This window comes from Sphingomonas sp. GW821-FHT10F11, from assembly GCF_058809095.1.
In genome coordinates this window covers 96,415-114,933 of record NZ_JBXASH010000011.1, presented here as the reverse complement: position 1 = coordinate 114,933, position 18,519 = coordinate 96,415, and the positions used below count along the sequence as shown (strand labels likewise).

Here is an 18,519-nt window from a genome sequence, read left to right as displayed (position 1 = left end):
GGACTGGCGAGGGGATAAACCATGATGACGGAAGCGAGGCGCTCGCGCGTGCGGGTCTTATTGATTTTCCTGCTTTTTTTGCTGAGCGCGGTCGCGTTCCTCGACCGGACCAACATTTCGGTCGCGGGCGTGCAGATGCGTCAGGAGTATGGGATCGACCAGATTCACCTGGGCTGGGTCTTCAGCGCCTTCCTGATCGGCTATGCCGCGTTCCAGGTCCCGGCGGGCTGGCTCGCCGTCAGGATCGGGCCGCGTAAGGTCCTCACCTATGGTGTCATCTGGTGGGGCATCCTCTCCGCCGCGACCGCCCTGGTCTCCCCGTCCTTCGGGAGCACGGTGCTTCAGCTGATCGTCGTGCGCTTCCTGCTCGGCGCGGGTGAAGCGGTGATCTATCCGGCGGGCAACCAGTTCCTGTCGCGCTGGATCCCGATCCAGGAGCGCGGCAAGGCCAATGGCTGGATCTTCGCCGGGGTCGGTGCCGGCGCGGGGCTGACCCCGCCGCTGATCACCGCGATCATCGTGTTCGGCGGGTGGCGTCTGTCCTTCTATGCCTGCGCGCTGATCGGCATCGTCGTGGGCGCCATCTGGTACATCCTCGCCCGCGACCGGCCGGAGGAGCATCCCCGCGTCTCGGAATCGGAACTCGCTCATATCCGGGCTGGCCTCCCCGTCCCCCTGACCGGTGTCGCGCCGCCCACGCCCTGGGGCGCGATCCTGACCGACCGCAACGTCTGGGGCCTCTTCGTCAGCTATTTCTGCTTCGGCTATGTCGCCTGGCTCTTCTTCAGCTGGTTCTTCATCTATCTGGCCGAGGCGCGTCACGTCGATCTGAAGGCGAGCGCGCTCTATTCCATGATGCCGTTCATCGCGATGACCATCTGCTGCCTGACCGGCGGCGTCGCCAATGACCGCATCGCCAGGAAATACGGCCTGTTCTGGGGCCGGTGCGGCCTTGCGGTCGTCGCTTTCATCCTGACCGCCGGATTCCTCGCCGCGGGATCGCAGGTGACCGGCACCGGGCTGGCCGTGGTGATCCTGGCGGGCGGCGCGGGCGCGCTCTATCTGTCGCAAAGCTCTTTCTGGTCGGTCACCGCCGACATCGCCGGGCCGCATACAGGCGTCGTATCGGGCTTCATGAACATGGGATGCCAGATCGGCGGCGCGATCACCGCGTCGCTGACGCCGTGGATCGCCGCTGAATATGGCTGGATCGCAGCGTTCGGCACGGCCGCCATCCTGGCGGTCGTCGGAGCGGTCGCCTGGTGTTTCGTTCGGCCTGACCGGCTGATCGTTGCCGAGCGGCCGGCCCCGCCCCATCTCGCGGTTGCCGCCTGATTTCGCCGACGGGCAACACCTCACTGTATTGCCGTCGGCGGGCGGCGCGTATGAAGGAAGACATTGAATGACGACGCTGCCGCTTTCCGGCATCCGGGTGCTCGATATCACCCAGGTCATGGCAGGCCCGTTCTGCTGCATGCTGCTGGGCGACATGGGCGCCGACGTGATCAAGATCGAGCCGCCGAAAACGGGCGATTCGACGCGGCATTCGATGGGTTTCCGCCTGAAGGGCGAGGACAGCCCCGGCTTCCTCGCGCTCAACCGCAACAAGCGGAGCATCACGCTCGACCTCAAGAACGATGCCGATAGAGAGGTGCTTTACGCCCTGGTCAGGACCGCTGACGTGGTGGTCGAGAATGCCCGGCCGGGCGTCGCCGCCCGATTGGGCATGGGCTATGATACGCTCAGCGCGATCAACCCGCGGCTGATCTATGCCAGCATCTCGGGCTTCGGCCAGACCGGCCCCTGGGCGCAGCGCCCCGGATTCGACCTGATCGCGCAGGCGATGTCGGGCGTGCTCAGCTCGAATGGCTTTCCCGGCATGGAGCCGGCCAAGAACTCGATCGCCGTCGCCGATCTCGGTGCGGGCCTCTTCTCGGTCTATGCCATCCTGAGCGCGGTGATCGGCCGCGCGACATCGGGCGTCGGGCAATATATCGACGCCTCGCTGCTCGAAGCGGCAATGGGCCTGTCGATCTGGGAGACGACCGAACTCTGGGGCACCGGCAAGTCGCCGACCCCGATCGGCTCCGCCAACCGCATGTCGGGCCCCTATCAGGCGGTGCTGGCCAAGGATGGCTGGTTCGTCATTGGTGCCGCCAATCAGGGGCTGTGGCTGACCTTCCTCAAGATCCTCGGCCGCGAGGAATTGCAGGACGTGCCCGACTATTCGACCAATGCGGCGCGTGTCGCCAACCGGGTCGAGCTGATCGCCGAACTCGCCCCGACCTTCCTGACGCGCACCAGCCAGGAATGGATCGATGCGCTGCTCGGTGCCGGCGTGCCCGCCGCCCCGATCCTCGACTACGAACAGGCGATGGCGAGCGAACAGGCGATCGCGCGCAACATGGTGATGGACGTGCCGCATCCGATCGAGGGAAGTTTCAAGTCGCTCGGTTTCCCGGTCAAGATGATCGGCACGCCGCAGGAAGTCCGCCTGCCCCCGCCGCTGATCAACGAACATGGCGACGAGATCCGCCGCGAGCTGCGCGAGCGCGGCCTGCTGCCGGAACCCAGCGCGGAGGCAGCCGAATGACCGGCCAGACCATCCTCGAACGCGACGGCGCGATCGCCCGAGTCCGGTTCGACAATGTGCCGGCGCACAATGCCCTGACTCACCGGATGTGGGTCGACCTGCACGACATCTGCGTGCAGCTGGCCAATGACCCCGCCGTTCGAGTCGTCGTCTTCCGCGGAACCGGCGGCAAGGCGTTCATCTCGGGCACCGACATTTCAAGCTTCGCCGATTTCTCGAGCGGGCAGGACGGGCTCGATTACGAGAACGAGATCGACGTCTTCATGGGGTCGATCGACAGGATCCCGGCGATCACCATCGCGGTGGTCGAGGGATGGGCGGTCGGCGGCGGGATCAACATCTCGTCCGCCTGCGATTTCCGCATCGCGACGCCGAACGCGAAGTTCGGCTCGCCGATCGGCCGCACCATCGGCAATTGCCTGTCGGCCAGCAGCACCGCTCGGGTCGGCGGCGCGGTGGGCGTGCAGATCGCCAGGCGCATGGTACTGCTCGGCGAGATGATCACCGCGCAGGAGCTGCTCGACAGCGGCTTCCTCCACAAGATCGCCGAGCCCGAGGAGCTTGATGCCGTGGTCGAGGCACTGGTGGCGCGCGCGGCGGAGAACGCTCCGCTCACCACCAAGACGACCAAGGAAACAATCCGGCGACTGACCTTCGACGGACTGCCCGACATCCAGCAGCTCATTGCCGACGTCTATGGCAGCAACGACTTCCGCCGCGGGGTGCACGACTTCCTCGCCAAGACCAAGAAGACCCCGATCTGGACCGGCGACTGAGCGGCGTAAGGCCAACCGCACTCTGCTTCCGCCGTCACCCCGGACTTGTTCCGGGGTCTACGGTGCCGAAAATCCAAAAGCCGAGAGTCTGCGGAACGGCGGATGCCGGAACAAGTCCGGCATGACGCTTGGAGTGATCACCCACAAAACTAAACGGCCGCCCCCTTTCGGGAGCGGCCATCCTGCGATCCAATGAAAGCCGTTACCAGCTGACGGCGATATATTTCGCTTCGGTATATTCGTGCAGGCCGTGGTGCGAACCTTCGCGACCCAGGCCGCTCTGCTTCACGCCACCGAACGGCGCCGCGGCATCCGACACCAGGCCGCGATTGAGCGCGACCATGCCGGCCTCGATCCGCTCCGAAATGGCGAGCCCCTTTTTCAGGTCGCCGGTGAAGACATAGGCGGCCAGGCCGAACTCGGTGGCGTTGGCGAGGCGGATGGCGTCTTCGACATCGTCGAACACGGTGATCGGCGCGACCGGGCCGAACACCTCGGTCGTCAGGATCTCCGACTCCGGATGGATGTCGGCGATGACCGTCGGCGGGTAGAAGAAGCCGTCGCCATGCGGAGTCTTGCCGCCGAGCAGGACGCGCGCGCCCTTGGCCTTGGCATCCTCGACCAGCATCTCGATCTTGTCGATCGCTTCCCGGTTGATCATCGCGCCGCATTCGGTCGCGGCCTCATAGCCGGGGCCGACCTTGAGCGCGCCCATGCGCTCGACCAGCTTCTGCGTGAACGCCTCATAGATGCCGCGCTGGACATAGAAGCGGTTGGCTGCGGTACAGGCCTCGCCGGCGTTGCGCATCTTGGCGACCATCGCGCCCTCGATCGCCGCATCGAGATCGGCATCGTCGAGCACCAGGAACGGCGCGTTGCCGCCCAGCTCCATCGAGGCGCTGAGCACCTGATCGGCGCATTCGCGCAGCAGAATCCGTCCGACTTCGGTCGACCCGGTGAAGCTGAGTTTGCGCACGCGCGGATCGTGCAGCATCGCCCGGCACACGCCCGGCGCATCGCTGGTGTTGATGACATTGACCACGCCGGCGGGCACGCCCGCTTCGACCATGATCTGCGCGACGGCAAGCGCGGTCAGCGGGGTCTCCGCCGCCGGCTTCAGGATGACGGTGCAGCCCGCCGCCAGCGCCGGCGCGATCTTGCGCGTCGCCATCGCCGCCGGGAAGTTCCACGGCGTGATCAGGAGCGAGATGCCGATCGGCTGATACTGGACCAGGATACGGTTGTTGCCTGCGGGCGACACCGACAGCTCGCCGTTGATGCGCACCGCTTCCTCGGCATACCAGCGGAAGAATTCGGCGGCATAACCGACCTCGCCGCGCGCGTCGGGCAGCGACTTGCCATTCTCCAGGCTGATCAGCTGGGCGAGCCACTCGGCGTTCGCCATCATCTTTTCCCAGCACGCCATCAGGATCGTCGCGCGCGCACGCGGTGCGGTGGCGGCCCAGGCGGCGGCGGCGGCCTCGGCCGCGTCGACACAGGCGATCCCGTCCTCGACGGTGCCGTCGGCGATCGCGGTCAGCACGCCACCGGTCGAGGGATTGACGATCTCGATGCGGCCGCGGGCGGAGCCCTCGACCCAGGCGTTGCCGATCAGCAGATCGGTCGGGACATCGAACGGCGCTTCATGCTCGCCGGCGGCGGGGGCGGCGTAACTATTCAGGGATTCCATCATACTGCCTTTTGGAGGTTCTGATTCACGCGATCGAGCAACAGCGAGCGGTCGCCGACATAAGCGGCGCCGGTGATGCTGCGCATCGCGTCGAGATCGAGGGGACGGGGATTGTTCTTGATCAGACGCTGCGCCTTCAGGCCGTTCTCCGCGACATAGTCCTGCATGTCTTCGGCCAGGCCGAGCTGCTTGAGCGAGGTGGGAATATCGACCGACGCGAACAGGTCGGCGATGCCGTCGATGAAGAGCTGGGACAATATGTCCTCGCTGTCGTCGGGCGATCCCAGACCGACGACACGAGCGAGTTCGGCGAACGCGGGAACCGCGGCCGGACGGTTGAACTGCATGACATAGGGCAGCAGCGCCGCGACGCCGTCGCCATGCGCCGTGTGAGTCAGATTGCCGACGGGATATTGCAGCGCATGCGCCGCCGCCGTGCCCGCCACGCCGAACGCGCAGCCGGCAGCGAGCGCGCCGAGCATCAGCTGCTCGCGCGCGGCCATATCGCTGCCATCGTCATAGGCGGTCTTGAGGCTGTCCCACACGCACTTCACCGCCAGTTTGGCAAAATGGTCCGACAGCGCATTCTTGCCGACGAAAACATGGTCCTGGGTCAGCATCGCGTCGATCGGTCGGGCGAGCGCGGTAAACGCCTCGACCGCATGAGTCATCGCGTCGGAACCGGAACAGGCGGTGAGGCCCTTGGGGCAGGTGACGGTCAGCTCCGGATCGCAGATTGCCGCCATCGGGATCAGATAGGGGCTGGCGATGCCGACCTTGGCACCCAGCGCATTGTCGGACACCACGGCGACGGGCGTGACCTCGGAGCCGGTGCCCGAGGTGGTCGGCACGGCGATCAGCGGCAGGACCGGGCCCGGCACTTTGAACTCGCCATAATAGTCGCTGATCCTGCCGCCATGCGCGAGCAGCACCGCGACGACCTTCGACAAATCCATGCAGCTGCCGCCGCCGATGCCGAGCACGACATCGGCGGTGAAGCCGCGGACCTGCTCGACACATTCGAGGATGGATTCGACCGGCAGGTCGGGCTGGGTCTGGTCATAGACATGAGTCTCGACGCCTGCCTCTTCGAGATCGGCGAGCATCGTCCTGAATGCCGGATCACTGGCCAGGCGCGCATCGGTGCAGATCAGCGCGCGCTTGCCGAGCGAGGCGGTCACCTTGCCGATGGCACGGCGCTGACCGACGCCGAACAGGACCGAGCGGGGAAGACGCATGGCGCCGAAAATATTCATTGAGTGCCTGCCGAACGAGAGAGTGAGGGGATACGCATCTGGACTATTTCTTCGCGCTGTTCTGCTTGAGGTAGGCGATCACATCCGCCTGATCCTGCGGCTTGGGCAGGCCGATGAAGATCATCCTGGTGCCCGGGACCGCCTGGCGGGGGCTGGCGAGGAAGCGGGCGAGATTCCGGTCGTTCCAGACCAGACCCGACGCCTTCATCGCCGGCGAATAAGCAAAGCCGGCGACCATCGCTGCCTTGCGCCCGGCCACGCCGCGCAGATTGGGGCCGAGGCCGTTCTTCCCCGACGGATCCATGCTGTGGCACGAAGCGCACTTCTTGAAGATCACGGCACCGTTCACGGCGTTCCCCGGCGGCGCGGCCGAAATCGCGGCCGCCGCGCCTCCCATCATGACAAACGTTGTCAGCGCTACAAGATACTTCATTTCGACCCTCCTGAGGACAGGAATCCCTGCCCCGGACTCGTTTTCATCACCCTCGACGCGCCCCCGCATGCCCCGCTCCGCTCATTCATGCGCAGGTTCTGGGATGAGCGGACGCGACGCGTCGATCGTGAACATCAGCAGCGCGGCGGCCACGCACAGGCCGGCCAGCACGCCGAACGCAGCGCCCCAGCCGCTCGCCGAGACGATATAGCCGGTCAGCGTCGCCGCGACGAAGGCACCGAGATTGCCGATGGTGTTCATCACCGCCGAGACCGATCCGGCGAACGCGCCGCCGATATCGAGAGTCACCGCCCAGGACACGCCGACCGTCAGTTCGAGGCCGAACAGCGCGAGGCAGAAACAGGCGATGCTGACGATGTGGCTGTCCGATGCGGTCGCGAGCGGGATCATGATCGCGGCGATCGCGAAACCGACCACCGACACCCAGCGCCGCGCGAACAACAGACCGCGCCCGCGCTTCACCAGATGGTCCGAGAACCAACCCCCGGCGAGATCGCCGACCACGCCGGCCATCAGCGGCAGGCTGGCGAACAGGCCCATCAGCGCGATGTCGTACCCCCGCGCGTCGTGGAGATATTTGGGGAACCACGTCAGGAAGATGTTGATGCAATAGGCGTAGCAGAAATACATCGCCGACAGCAGCCAGAGCTGGGGCCGGGCCAGCAGTTTTGCCCATGGCACGCTGGCCTTGGCGCGGCCTTCGCCGAGCGCTTCCTCGATCATCACGCGCTCCGCCTCGTTCACCGAGGCGTGCTCGCGCGGGCTGTCGCGGTAGAACCAGAACCAGAAGATCGCCCAGGCGACGCCGACCGCCGCAAAGGCGATGAACGGCATGCGCCAGCCGAAATCGACGATCAGCAGCGCGACGAACACCGGTGTCACTGCCCCGCCGAGCCGCGCGCCGGCATGAGTCAGGCCCTGCGCCCAGCCGCGCTCGGCCGGGAGCATCCAGCGCGAGAGCGAGCGGGTGGCGATCGGGAAAGCGCCCGCCTCACCCATGCCGAACAGGAAACGGGTGACGATCATCGATCCGGCCGACCAGGTCAGCGCGGTCGCGGCGGTGAAGGTCGACCACCAGAGCACCACGCCGGTCAGCGCGCGGCGCGGCCCGAACTTGTCGCCGAGCCAGCCGCCGGGAATCTGGAACAGCGCGTAGGAGATGGAGAAGGCGCCGAAGATCCAGCCCATCGTCACGTCGTGGAAGCCATATTCCTTCTGGATCGACGGCGCCGCGGTCGAGATGACGACGCGGTCCATATAGGTGATCAGATAAGCGAGCACCGTCAGCCACAGCACCTTGTGCCGGACGAGCGTGGGCCGCGCGGCTCGCACGCCTGGGGCGCTATCGCTCACTTAGGGCCGCCCGTGCAGGCATCGGCGGCGCGCCCGGTGCAGGTCTGCCAGATCGTCGGCACCTGCTCACCGGCAAGATAGACGCTGTCGATCGCGCGCGTGTTGCGGATGTCGGCGGTCGGATCCTTGTCGAGCACGAGCAGGTCGGCCGCCTTGGCCGGTGCGATCGTGCCGACATTGGTCGCGCCCATGAACTTCGCGTTGCTGCCGGTCGCGGCGGTCAGTGCCTGGAGCGGCGTGATGCCCGACTTGACCATCAACTCGAGTTCCCAATGCGCGAAATAGCCGGGGAAACGCGCCGAGGGACCGCTGTCGGTGCCCATGCCGTACGGGATGCCGGCCTTCGCCTCGCGTCCGAAATTCTCCATCGCGTATTTCAGGACCGCCGGATATTTCGGGAAGGTCGGCGACGAGGACAGGCGGGTGCGCCGCTCGGGCTTCTTCAGGTCGGCGATCACTTGCGGCGTCACGCCGCGCGAGAAAAAGGGATCGTCGACGAACGGCAGCAGGTCGTAGGTGAAGCTCGCCTCGCGGCTGAGTGTCGCCGCGATCTGCCACACGCCCTTGGCTTTCATCGCCGACAGCAGCGGCGCATCGACCGCGCGGTCGCGCACCGAATGGGCAAAGCCGTTGACGCCCTCGCGGGTCAGTTCCTTGGCATTGTCGTAATAGAAGACATGGGCGACGGCCTTCTTGCCGTCCTTGTGCGCCTCGGCGATCACCGCGCTGCTGATCGCGGGCGGCATGCGCTCGGCGATCGAGCCGAATTCGTCATCGACCCACAGCTTGATGAAATCGGCGCCCTTGGCCGCTTCGCGATCGACCATCGCGATGGCCTCGGCCGGCGTCGCGACCTGCGCCGGGAGCCCGACCACGCCGCCATAGCTGCCCTTGAACACGACGCCGCGCCCTGCGGTCCAGACGCGCGCACGGCCCGCCGGATCGGCGCGGATATCGCGGACGATATCGTGGATCTCGTCCTTGTCGGTGCCGAGCACCTGGACCGAGGTGACGCCGTATGCCGCGTAGAGCCTGAGCTGCCGTTCGACGCTTTCGCGGGTGTAGTATTTCAGGTCCTGGGCGATGCCATCGACCAGCCCGAGATGGACATGGCTATCGATGATGCCGGGCATGACGAACTTGCCGGTCAGGTCCCTGACCTGGACGCCGGCCGGCACCTTGAGCTTCGCCGCGGGGCCGACCCAGCTGATCTTGCCGTCGGTGATGATCATCGCCGAATTCTTGAGCGGTGCGCGGCCGGTGCCATCGATCAGCGTGAAGTGCGACAGCGCCACGGTCTTCGCCATGGCCGGCACCGCGGTCAGCGCCCCCGCCATCAACGCGGCAACACTCATCCAGCCACAAGCACGCATACGACCCGCTCCTTCATTGTTCCGGACGTTGGCCGCCCGTTTTCTTGTCCCCGCCGCCGTCATCGGGCCGAAGCCTGCGACAGACCGCGATCGGGCAATTTGGAAAAGGCCGTAGTGTAACAACCGCCGCCGGGCCTCGGCCCCGTCAGGGCATGCGCAGGCGAGAAATTCGAAGGGATGGAACCCTGTCGAGCGGGAGGTCGTACGGCCGCGAGGCCGGCGCCGGGGAGTATCCCCTCGCGCATCCGTTCCCGCTTGCTGATCGTCATGACCGTCTTGTTCCGCTTGGTAGAGAAAAGGCCCGCCCGCCCCCGAAGGGACGGGCGGGAGAGGAGGATCAGAACTTCGTCCGCAGGCCCACCGCGATCTGGCGCCCGAGCGGGTTCGACACGAAGCCGTTGTAGCCCCAGGCGCCGCCGATGATGCCGGCGGTGTTGCCGTTGTAGAAAGGCGGGTCGGTGTCGAAGAGGTTCTTCACATCGACATAGGCCTGCCAGCCGTTGAACATGCCGTCGCTCTTGACCGTGTACTGGAGGTGCAGGTCGAAGGTGTTGTCGGCCTTGACCTTGTCGCCGCCGCCAGTGGGGTTGCCGACCGAGTTCGTCGTGATCGGGATCACCGAGGTGCTGATCCAGTTCCGGTACGAACCCGTATGGTTCCAGAACAGGTCGGCCGAGATGCCGCCCAGTTCCCAACCCAGCTGGGCACGATGCTTGTACTGAACCGACGGGAAGGTCGTGTTGTAGCCCGAAGTGTTCAGGATGCTGAATTCGGTACCCCCACCGAAGTTCTGGCGGAACTTCGTGAAATAGGTACCGCTCATGCCGACGGTAAAGTTACCGAAATCACCGATCGCGGTGCGATAGGACGCCTGGAAGTCGATGCCTTCCACCGTCAGGTTGAGCGCATTGCGCGAGCTCTGGTCGAGGGTGAAATACACCGTGCCTGGAACCGCGCCGGAGATCGTCGCCCCATTTGCGAGATTCGCGAATGCGTCGATCTGCGCTTGTGTCGCGCCGTTCGGATAGATCTGGAGCAGGTTGCGCAGACCGGCCGAATTCACGATCGCCGTCGGGCTCGGCGAACTCACGCCACCGATGAACTGGTTGTGGAACCAGGTCACTGCCGCCGTGAAACCGGGGATGAAGCGCGGCGCCAGATCGAGACCGAACGAGTAGCTCGTACCCTTCTGCGGCACCATGTTCGAGAAACCGCCGCCAAGCTGACGACGCAGGCCGAAATTGTTGCTGGCGCCGATCGAGCAGGTGGTGGATCCCGGATTCGTCGCACTCACGGTGGAGCACGGCGTCGTGGTCCCGGTGATGACGGCGTTGGGAACGTCCCTGACATTCAAGTAATTGGCGACGGGGACGACAATCGCGCCGTTCTGCTGCCCGACGCTGCCCGAGGCATAGAGATAGCCCTGGCTCGGGTCGCCGATCACCGCGAGCGGCGGCGCCACGAAAGCGGTCGCATAGTTACCGCGGAGCTTGACGCCCTCGAACACTTCCCAGTTCGCCGCGAACTTCGGGTTCGTGGTGTCCCCGACGTCGCTATAGCTGTCGTAGCGCCCCGAGATATCCAGATCGACCTTGCGGAAGAAAGGAATTTCCATGTCGGGTGAGATCACCGGGATGACGATTTCCGCATAGGCCGAGTTGACCGTGCGGGCGTACATATACTGGCGGAAGGTCGCACCCGTCACCGATGGGCCCGTACCGTTCGAACCATTGATCTTCTGGGTTTCGTCAGCCCAGTAATGCTCGCCGCCAAACGCGATCTTCACTTCGCCGCCCGGCAGGTTGAACACGCCGCCCTGGAAATCGAGCTTCATCTGGTTGAACGTGTTGAAGTTCGTGTTCTGCGAGTCCGACCCGTAGAGCGACCGGAGAACCGCCTGCGAAGTGCGGTTGGCCGAACCCGTATTCCAGACGTCGAGCGCATTGGCTGTGGTGAGCGGCAGGTTCAGCGCGATCACGTTCTGGCCGGCGACGTCGCTCGTCGTGGTGCTGCCGGTGGTCTGGGCAGTCCCGTTCAGCGCGAGCAGGGCGCACGAGGTGCAGAAGCCGTCGATCGTGTTCAGCGCGGAACGGTTCCGGCCGAACGCGTCGCTGAACTTCACGGTCCAGCTATCGCTCAGATCATATTCGGCGACGAAGGTGGCGTAGATCGAGTCCGACTCGGATTCGCTATAGCCGTAGTTGCCGTCGTCGCGCAGCGCGAGCCAGCTGATCGTTTCCTGGTTCGCGTTCGGCGCACCGGCCGGAGCGACGAAGAACGGGTTCACCTGAGGGTAGGAAGTGCAGTTTTGCAGTGCGTCGCGGGCTGCGCAGAAGCCGCGATTTGCACCAAAGACCGTGGCGTTGGTGAGCGTGCCCGGGCTGTTCGGCGAATTCGTCTTCTGGATATTGTAGTTCAGCATCGCAGTGATACGGAACTTGTCGCCGAACTCGTTATACACCTTCATCATGGTGTTCGCGCGCCACTGGCCCGACAGCAGCACGCCATAGACCGAGTTGTTGCAGGGCGCATTGACCGACTGGTTGGCCACCGTGCTCGTCGCGCTGGGCGACAGGAAAACACCCGACGGCGCCGCCGGCAGGCCATTGACACTCGTCACCTGGATCGTCGCCGGGCTGCAGGCGAAGCTGTTGGTGTTGGTGCCGCCAACCGGACGGAAATCGCCCAGGCTCGCGAACGGCCGGTCCTTGTTGAAGAGCGTGCTGCCCTTGCTGTACGAGCCCGCGATATAGACGCCGCCGCTATCCCATTTCGTGCCCCAGATGCCGTTGATGTCGAAATTGTGATAGGCGTCGGCAAAGCCGTAGCGGCCATTCACCTCGAGGCCGTCATAGGTCCGGCGGGTGATGAAGTTGACCACGCCCGCGACGGCGTCCGAACCATAGACCGAGGACGCGCCGTCGGCGAGGACCTCGACGCGCTCGACGGCGCCGATCGGGATGATGTTGGGATCGGTCTGGGCGAACTGCGTACCACCACCCGGCAGGCGCAGGCCGTCCATGATCACCAGGGTGGTGTTCGATGACGAGCCGGCGAGGCTGTGGATCTGCGGCGAATAATAGGAATAGGCGTTCTCGCCCTGGGCAACCGAGCCCGACGTCGTGATCGCGGGAACGGTGTTGACGAGCTGCGAGACGTTGATCGGCGCCGTCTTCTCGATCGTCGCCTGACCGACGGACACGAGGTTCGACCCGATCGGCGCGACACCCTTGATGCTGGTGCCGGTGACGACGATGTCCTTGCCCATATCGGCGGCGGAGCCATCCGACAGGGTTTCCTGCGGCAGCGTGGCGTCTTCGGCCGGAGCCGGCGCGGTTTGAGTGGTCGACGGCGTGCTCTGCGCAAAGGCGATACCCGGCGCGAAGACCATCGCCGCCGTCAACGCAATCACGGAACCGCTTACTTTGATTTTGGACGAGAATCGCATCCCCGTTCCCCCTTTCAGACTGGTTATCCTCTCAACTCCCGATCCGATCTTATTTGTGATTTGATATGATATAGGATCGGGAATTGCGGCATTCCTACGGGTGGTTCGGACGGTCGTCAAGCGAGTCGATGGGATGCGTGGCCCGGCCCGAGTCAGTGATTCCGGGGCTGGTGCAAAAATAGCACGGGTTCGGCCCTATTTGGCGGAAGGGTCAACTACGCTGTCGCAGGGCGTTCTCTCCACACGCGCAGGCGCGCGCGGGCAACGACGTCACCCGTGGTTTTCGTGATCGATGAGCGGGCGGCCGCCCTTTCCGGTCAGTGCGCTTCGGCGAGCAGTTCCCGCGCGCTTCCGGTCGTCCAGTCCATGCCGCCGGTCATCCGCCACACCTCATGGCCGGTCGAATCATAGAGGATGCTGGTCGGCAATTCCGCATTCAGCGCGACGCTGAGCCCCACTTTGGGATCGAGATAGGGCTGGAGCTGCTTGAGGCCCGTCTTGGCGAAAAAGGGCGCGACCTTTTCCGCCCCGCCCAAATCCTGGCTGACGGCAACCACCTTCATGTCCTTCGCCAGGGTATCGAGTGTCGGCATCTCGGCGACACAAGGCGCGCACCAGGTCGCCCAGAGATTGAGCAGCACCGGCTTGCCGGCAAAGGCGGCCATCGTCACCGGCTTGCCCGCCGGATCCTGGAACGCGACGACAGGCGCAGTCTCGCCCTTGTGGCTGCGGTCGAGCGTGCCGATCGTATCGACCACGACCTTCTCGCCTTCCTTCGGGCCGGCCGGGGCCACGGAAGGTGCCGGCGCGGCGGGCGAGGGCTTTGCTTGCTCCGGCGCGGAGACTTGCCTATCGCAGCCGCCGATCAGCAGCGCCGTGGCCAGGAGAGAGACGATCGTCGAGCGGAAGGACATGTCGGACCTATCCAATGCCATGTGGGGCGGCCGCTTCGCCGAGGGGCCGGCAGCGGTGATGCGCGAGATAAATGCCTCGATCCCGTTCGACAAGCGCCTGTGGAAGCAGGACGTCGCCGGATCGAAAGCCCATGCCGCGATGCTCGGCGCGCAGGGCATCGTCGCGGCCGAGGATGTCGCCGCGATCGTCGCCGGGCTCGACCTGGTCGCTGCCAATTATGAGACTAACGGAGTCACCGAGGATCTGGTCCTCGAAGACATCCATATGCAGACCGAAGCGCGGCTGGCCGAGGCGATCGGCCCCGCCGCCGGCCGGCTGCACACCGCCCGATCGCGCAACGACCAGGTTGCGACCGATTTCCGGCTGTGGGTGCGCGACGCAATCGACGCGGTGGATGCCGGCCTTGCGCATTTCCAGCAGGCCCTGCTGACCCGCGCGGACGACCATGCCGCGAGCGTGATGCCCGGCTTCACCCATTTGCAGAGCGCGCAGCCGGTGACGCTCGGCCATCATCTGATGGCCTATCATGAGATGATCGCCCGCGACCGGGGCCGTTTCGCCGATGCGCGGGCGCGGATGAACCGGTCGCCACTCGGGTCGGCTGCGCTTGCCGGCACGGGCTTTCCGATCGACCGGGAGATGACGGCGGCGGCGCTCGGCTTCGACGGCCCGATGCGCAATTCGCTCGACGGCGTCTCCGACCGCGACTTCGCGATCGAATATCTGACCGCAGCGGCGCAGTGCGCGCTGCATCTGTCGCGGCTTGCCGAGGAGTTCATCCTCTGGGCCTCGCAGCCCTTCGGCTTCGTCTCGCTGTCGGACCAATGGTCGACCGGATCGTCGATCATGCCGCAGAAGCGCAACCCCGACGCGGCCGAGCTGGTCCGTGGTCATTCGGGGCGGATCATCGGCTGCCTGACCGCGCTGATGATCACGATGAAGGGCCTGCCGCTCGCCTATTCGAAGGATATGCAGGACGACAAGCCGCCGGTGTTCGAGGCGCACGACCTGCTCGGCCTGTCGATCGCCGCGATGACCGGCATGGTGGAGAGCGCGACCTTCCGCACCGAGCGGATGCGCGGGCTGGCCGAGGCCGGTTTCTCGACCGCGACCGACCTGGCCGACTGGCTGGTGCGCGAAACGGGCGTGCCGTTCCGCGAGGCCCATCACATCACCGGCCGCGCGGTGAAGCTGGCGGAAGAGATGGGCATCGCGCTCGATGCGATTCCTTTGGCCGACCTGCAGGCAATCGATGCGCGGATCGATCAACGCGTCTATGACGTGCTCAGCGTCGACGCGTCGGTCGCCAGCCGGACCAGTTTCGGCGGCACCGCGCCGGCGCGGGTACGGGCCGCGATCGCGGCAGCGAGGAAGGAAAGCGGATCATGAAACGCGCCATGTTCCTGGGGGCGGCCCTGGCCGCGATGACCCTGTCGGGTTGCGGCGCGCGGCAGGATCTGAAACCGCAGAAGGGCGAAGCCCTGCCGATCGCGCCCTATGGTGCCGAGAAACCGCCGACCGCCCAGGAACTGCTCAAACCGAGCGACCAGGCACGCCCCGCCCGCAGCGACGAGCTTCTCCGCAGTTCCGAGGAACGCCGCAGCGACGATTACGACCTCCCACCGAATTGAGCAGATGGACCATTTCAGTCTTGTTGACGGCGCGATGCACGCCGAAGGCGTTCCGCTGGAACGCATCGCCGATGCGGTCGGTACGCCGGTCTATGTCTATTCCCGCGCCACGCTGACTCGCCATGCGCGCGTGTTCCGCGAGGGACTCGCCGGCGTCGAGCGCGCCCATTTCGCCTATGCGATCAAGGCCAACCCCAATCTCGCGGTACTCAAGGTACTGGCGGATGAGGGCTATGGCGCCGACGTCGTGTCGGGCGGCGAACTCGCCCGCGCGCTCGCCTCGGGCATGAAAGCCGAGGATGTCGTGTTCTCCGGGGTCGGCAAGACCCGGGTCGAATTGCTGCGCGCACTCGATGCCGGCCTCGGCCAGTTCAACCTCGAACTCGAGGAGGAGGGCGAGGCGCTGTCCGGGCTCGCCGCCGGGATGGGCATCCGCGCCAATGCGACGCTCCGGGTCAATCCCGATGTCGATGCCGGCACCCATGCCAAGATCTCGACCGGCAAGAGCGAGAACAAGTTCGGCGTGCCGATCGACCAGGCGCCGGCGATCTTCGGCCGGCTCGCCGCCCTGCCCGGCCTCGCGATGCGCGGCATCGCCATCCATATCGGCAGCCAGCTGTTCGATCTTGCGCCGCTCGAGGCGGCCTATACCCGGGTCGGCGAGCTGGTCGCGCAGCTCCGCGCGGCCGGCCATCCGATCGAGCGGGTCGATCTCGGCGGCGGCCTGGGCGTGCCGTACAAGGCAGGCGACAACCCGCCGAGCCCGGCCGACTATGGCGCGATGGTCGCCCGGGTGACCAGGGGCTGGAACGTCATGCTGATGTTCGAGCCCGGCCGCGTGATCGCGGGCAATGCCGGTATCCTGCTGACCCGGGTGATCTGGGTGAAGCCCGGCGTGACCAACCCCTATGTAATCGTCGATGCGGCAATGAACGACCTCGCCCGCCCCGCTCTGTATGACGCCTGGCACGACTTCGCGGCGGTGCGCCCGACCGGCGAGCGGATGATCGCCAATATCGCGGGCCCTGTTTGCGAGAGCGGCGACACCTTCGCCATGGCGCGTGATATCGATGCGGTGAAATCCGGCGACCTCGCGATCTTCCGCACCGCGGGCGCGTACGGCGCGACCATGGCCAGCACCTATAACAGCCGTGCGCTGGTGCCCGAGGTGATGGTCGATGGCGACAGGTTCGCGGTGGTGGCGGACCGGATCGAGCCCGAGACGATCATCGCCGCCGAGCGGTTGCCGGAGTGGCTGACCGCGTGACCCTGCACAGCCTGCCGCTGTTCGTGCGGCTGGCGGGCCGGCCGGTGATCCTGCTGGGCGAGGGCGAGGCGGCCGATGCCAAACGCCGCCTGCTCGAACGCGCCGGCGCGGTGGCCAGCGACGAAGAGACCGATGCGGCGCTGGCGATCGTGGCGATCGCCGACGACACGCTTGCCGCGGAAGCGGTCGCGCGACTGAAGGCGCGCGGCGTGCTGGTCAACGCGGTCGACCGGCCCGACTGGTGCGATTTCACCCTGCCGGCGATCATCGACCGCGACCCGGTGCTGATCGCGATCGGTACCGGCGGGGCCTCGGCCGGGCTGGCCGCCGCATTGCGTCAGCGGATCGAGACGATCCTGCCGACAAGCCTCGGCGGCCTGGCGACCGCGCTCCACCGCGCGCGGGCGGCGCTTCGGCAGAAGCTGCCGGCGATCGACGACCGCAGGCGCGCGCTCGGCATGGCGCTCGCCCCGGGCGGCGCACTGGATCCACTGATCGCCACTGCAGACATGGTGCCGGAATGGCTGGCCGACGCGGCCGCCGGCGGCCGGCTGGTGACGATCCGCCTGCGCTCGACCGACCCCGACGATCTCACCATCGCCGAGGCGCGGCTGCTCGGCCTGGCCGACCGCATCTATCATCGCGCCGATGTGCCGATCGCGATTCTGGATCGCGCGCGGGCTGACGCGACACGGACCCTTTGCACAGCATCGCCGGTTGAGCCGGGTCCGGGACTCGCAATCTATATGGAGCTGGCATGAGCGGTTTCGCCTATCGGGTCTGCAACGGAAAGGCCGAACGGATCGAGATCAAGCAGGCGCTGCAAAGCGATGCCGACCTGGTCTGGGTCCATCTCACCACCAACAACGAGCATGCCCAGGCGTGGCTGGTCGAGGAAGCCGAGGCGCCCGACTATATCGTCGAGGCACTGACCGCGACCGAGACGCGGCCGCGCTGCGACGCCTTGGGCGACGGCGCCTTTCTCAATTTGCGCGGCCGATCGAGCGAGGAGACACCCTCGTCCGAGCCGCTCGCCTCCGTCCGCATCTGGGCGACGCGGGGGCGGGTGATCTCGGTCACGCGGCGTGCGCTGGTCGCGGTGGACGATGTGGTGGAGACGATCGAGGGCGGGCATATCCGCGACCCGGGCGACCTGATCGCCGAGTTCGCCACCGCGATCACCCGCAACCTCGATCCCGAAGTCGCCGATCTGGGCGACACGCTGGACGATTGCGAGGCCGATCTCGACGCCGACAAGGTGTTCGAGCTGCGCCGCCACGTCACCAAGGTGCGCGTCGCCGCGATCGGCTATCGCCGTTTCCTCGCGCCGCAGCGCGCGGCGCTGGAGAAGCTGGCGGCGCTGCCCTGCGACTGGCTTCAGGACGACGACCGGCTGCACCTCAACGCCGCCGCCGACCGCGCCGCGCGCATGGCGGAAGAGCTGGAAAGCATTCGCGAGCGGGCGGCGCTGATGCACGAAGCGCTGACCGATCTTCGCGCGGAGCAGATCGACAGCCGGTCGCTGATCATCTCGATCGCCGCGATGATCTTCCTGCCGCTGACCTTCATCACCGGCCTGTACGGGATGAACGTCAAAGGGCTGCCCTATGCCGAGGAGCCCTGGGCCTTCGATGCGATCACGGCGGGATGCACCATCGTCTCGGTCGGGATCATCATCTATTTCGTGCGCAGGCACTGGTTCGGACGTGGCTGATCCGAGATATGGGACACCGGTGCGTCCCATATCCCCCGACTCGCAGACT

Annotated in this window: 15 protein-coding genes; 8 read left to right on the top strand and 7 right to left on the bottom strand. The window is 66.0% G+C overall.

Translation table 11 applies throughout. The features are described 5' to 3' along the window. Positions 1 to 78: 78 nt before the first annotated feature. The 3 genes from AC1RT8_RS23030 to AC1RT8_RS23020 all read left to right on the top strand — a co-directional run bounded on the left by AC1RT8_RS23030 (position 79) and on the right by AC1RT8_RS23020 (position 3,369). Positions 79 to 1,335: an MFS transporter gene (locus AC1RT8_RS23030; protein WP_493078688.1), complete on the top strand. Its 1,257-nt coding sequence runs from the start codon at positions 79 to 81 to the stop codon at positions 1,333 to 1,335. Positions 1,336 to 1,402: 67 nt separating this feature from the next. Beyond that, positions 1,403 to 2,593, top strand: a complete 1,191-nt coding sequence (locus AC1RT8_RS23025) for a CaiB/BaiF CoA transferase family protein (protein WP_493078687.1) — start codon at positions 1,403 to 1,405, stop codon at positions 2,591 to 2,593. Next, positions 2,590 to 3,369 carry an enoyl-CoA hydratase gene (locus AC1RT8_RS23020; protein WP_493078685.1) on the top strand — a complete coding sequence of 260 codons (780 nt, stop codon included), beginning with the start codon at positions 2,590 to 2,592 and terminating at the stop codon, positions 3,367 to 3,369. The genes AC1RT8_RS23025 and AC1RT8_RS23020 overlap by 4 nt, the downstream gene beginning before the upstream one ends. Positions 3,370 to 3,571: 202 nt before the next feature. Here AC1RT8_RS23020 and AC1RT8_RS23015 read toward each other — a convergent pair whose 3' ends face one another. The 7 genes from AC1RT8_RS23015 to AC1RT8_RS22985 form a co-directional block, all read right to left on the bottom strand. Further along, entirely contained in the window at positions 3,572 to 5,059 is a 1,488-nt protein-coding gene (locus tag AC1RT8_RS23015) for an NAD-dependent succinate-semialdehyde dehydrogenase (protein WP_493078684.1), read from the bottom strand. Continuing rightward, positions 5,059 to 6,297 carry an iron-containing alcohol dehydrogenase gene (locus AC1RT8_RS23010; RefSeq protein WP_493078682.1) on the bottom strand — a complete coding sequence of 413 codons (1,239 nt, stop codon included), beginning with the start codon at positions 6,295 to 6,297 and terminating at the stop codon, positions 5,059 to 5,061. Before AC1RT8_RS23010 ends, AC1RT8_RS23015 begins: the two co-directional genes overlap by 1 nt. A 61-nt stretch (positions 6,298 to 6,358) precedes the next feature. Next, positions 6,359 to 6,748 carry a c-type cytochrome gene (locus AC1RT8_RS23005; RefSeq protein WP_493078680.1) on the bottom strand — a complete coding sequence of 130 codons (390 nt, stop codon included), beginning with the start codon at positions 6,746 to 6,748 and terminating at the stop codon, positions 6,359 to 6,361. Positions 6,749 to 6,829: 81 nt separating this feature from the next. Next, positions 6,830 to 8,122: an MFS transporter gene (locus AC1RT8_RS23000; RefSeq protein ID WP_493078679.1), complete on the bottom strand. Its 1,293-nt coding sequence runs from the start codon at positions 8,120 to 8,122 to the stop codon at positions 6,830 to 6,832. Next, a complete protein-coding gene (locus tag AC1RT8_RS22995; protein WP_493078678.1) occupies positions 8,119 to 9,477 on the bottom strand; it encodes an amidohydrolase family protein in 1,359 nt (452 codons plus the stop codon). Before AC1RT8_RS22995 ends, AC1RT8_RS23000 begins: the two co-directional genes overlap by 4 nt. Positions 9,478 to 9,832: 355 nt before the next feature. Further along, on the bottom strand, positions 9,833 to 12,907 hold the full coding sequence (locus AC1RT8_RS22990; protein ID WP_493078677.1) for a TonB-dependent receptor domain-containing protein: 3,075 nt from the start codon (positions 12,905 to 12,907) through the stop codon (positions 9,833 to 9,835). A 353-nt stretch (positions 12,908 to 13,260) separates the two neighbouring features. Next, positions 13,261 to 13,857, bottom strand: a complete 597-nt coding sequence (locus tag AC1RT8_RS22985; RefSeq protein WP_493078675.1) for a TlpA family protein disulfide reductase — start codon at positions 13,855 to 13,857, stop codon at positions 13,261 to 13,263. Positions 13,858 to 13,876: 19 nt separating this feature from the next. On the opposite strand from AC1RT8_RS22985, the gene argH reads away from it, so the two are divergent. From argH to AC1RT8_RS22960, 5 genes are read left to right on the top strand one after another with little or no spacing between them, the layout of a single operon-like run. After that, the gene (gene argH / locus AC1RT8_RS22980) at positions 13,877 to 15,247 is read left to right on the top strand and encodes an argininosuccinate lyase (protein WP_493078710.1); all 1,371 of its coding nucleotides are present in this window, start codon (positions 13,877 to 13,879) and stop codon (positions 15,245 to 15,247) included. Then, a complete protein-coding gene (locus tag AC1RT8_RS22975; RefSeq protein ID WP_493078673.1) occupies positions 15,244 to 15,489 on the top strand; it encodes a hypothetical protein in 246 nt (81 codons plus the stop codon). Before argH ends, AC1RT8_RS22975 begins: the two co-directional genes overlap by 4 nt. Before the next feature lie 4 nt (positions 15,490 to 15,493). After that, positions 15,494 to 16,756 carry a diaminopimelate decarboxylase gene (gene lysA, locus AC1RT8_RS22970; protein ID WP_493078671.1) on the top strand — a complete coding sequence of 421 codons (1,263 nt, stop codon included), beginning with the start codon at positions 15,494 to 15,496 and terminating at the stop codon, positions 16,754 to 16,756. Then, positions 16,753 to 17,517: a precorrin-2 dehydrogenase/sirohydrochlorin ferrochelatase family protein gene (locus tag AC1RT8_RS22965; RefSeq protein WP_493078670.1), complete on the top strand. Its 765-nt coding sequence runs from the start codon at positions 16,753 to 16,755 to the stop codon at positions 17,515 to 17,517. The genes lysA and AC1RT8_RS22965 overlap by 4 nt, the downstream gene beginning before the upstream one ends. Then, on the top strand, positions 17,514 to 18,470 hold the full coding sequence (locus AC1RT8_RS22960; RefSeq protein WP_493078669.1) for a zinc transporter ZntB: 957 nt from the start codon (positions 17,514 to 17,516) through the stop codon (positions 18,468 to 18,470). Before AC1RT8_RS22965 ends, AC1RT8_RS22960 begins: the two co-directional genes overlap by 4 nt. Positions 18,471 to 18,519 lie beyond the last annotated feature (49 nt).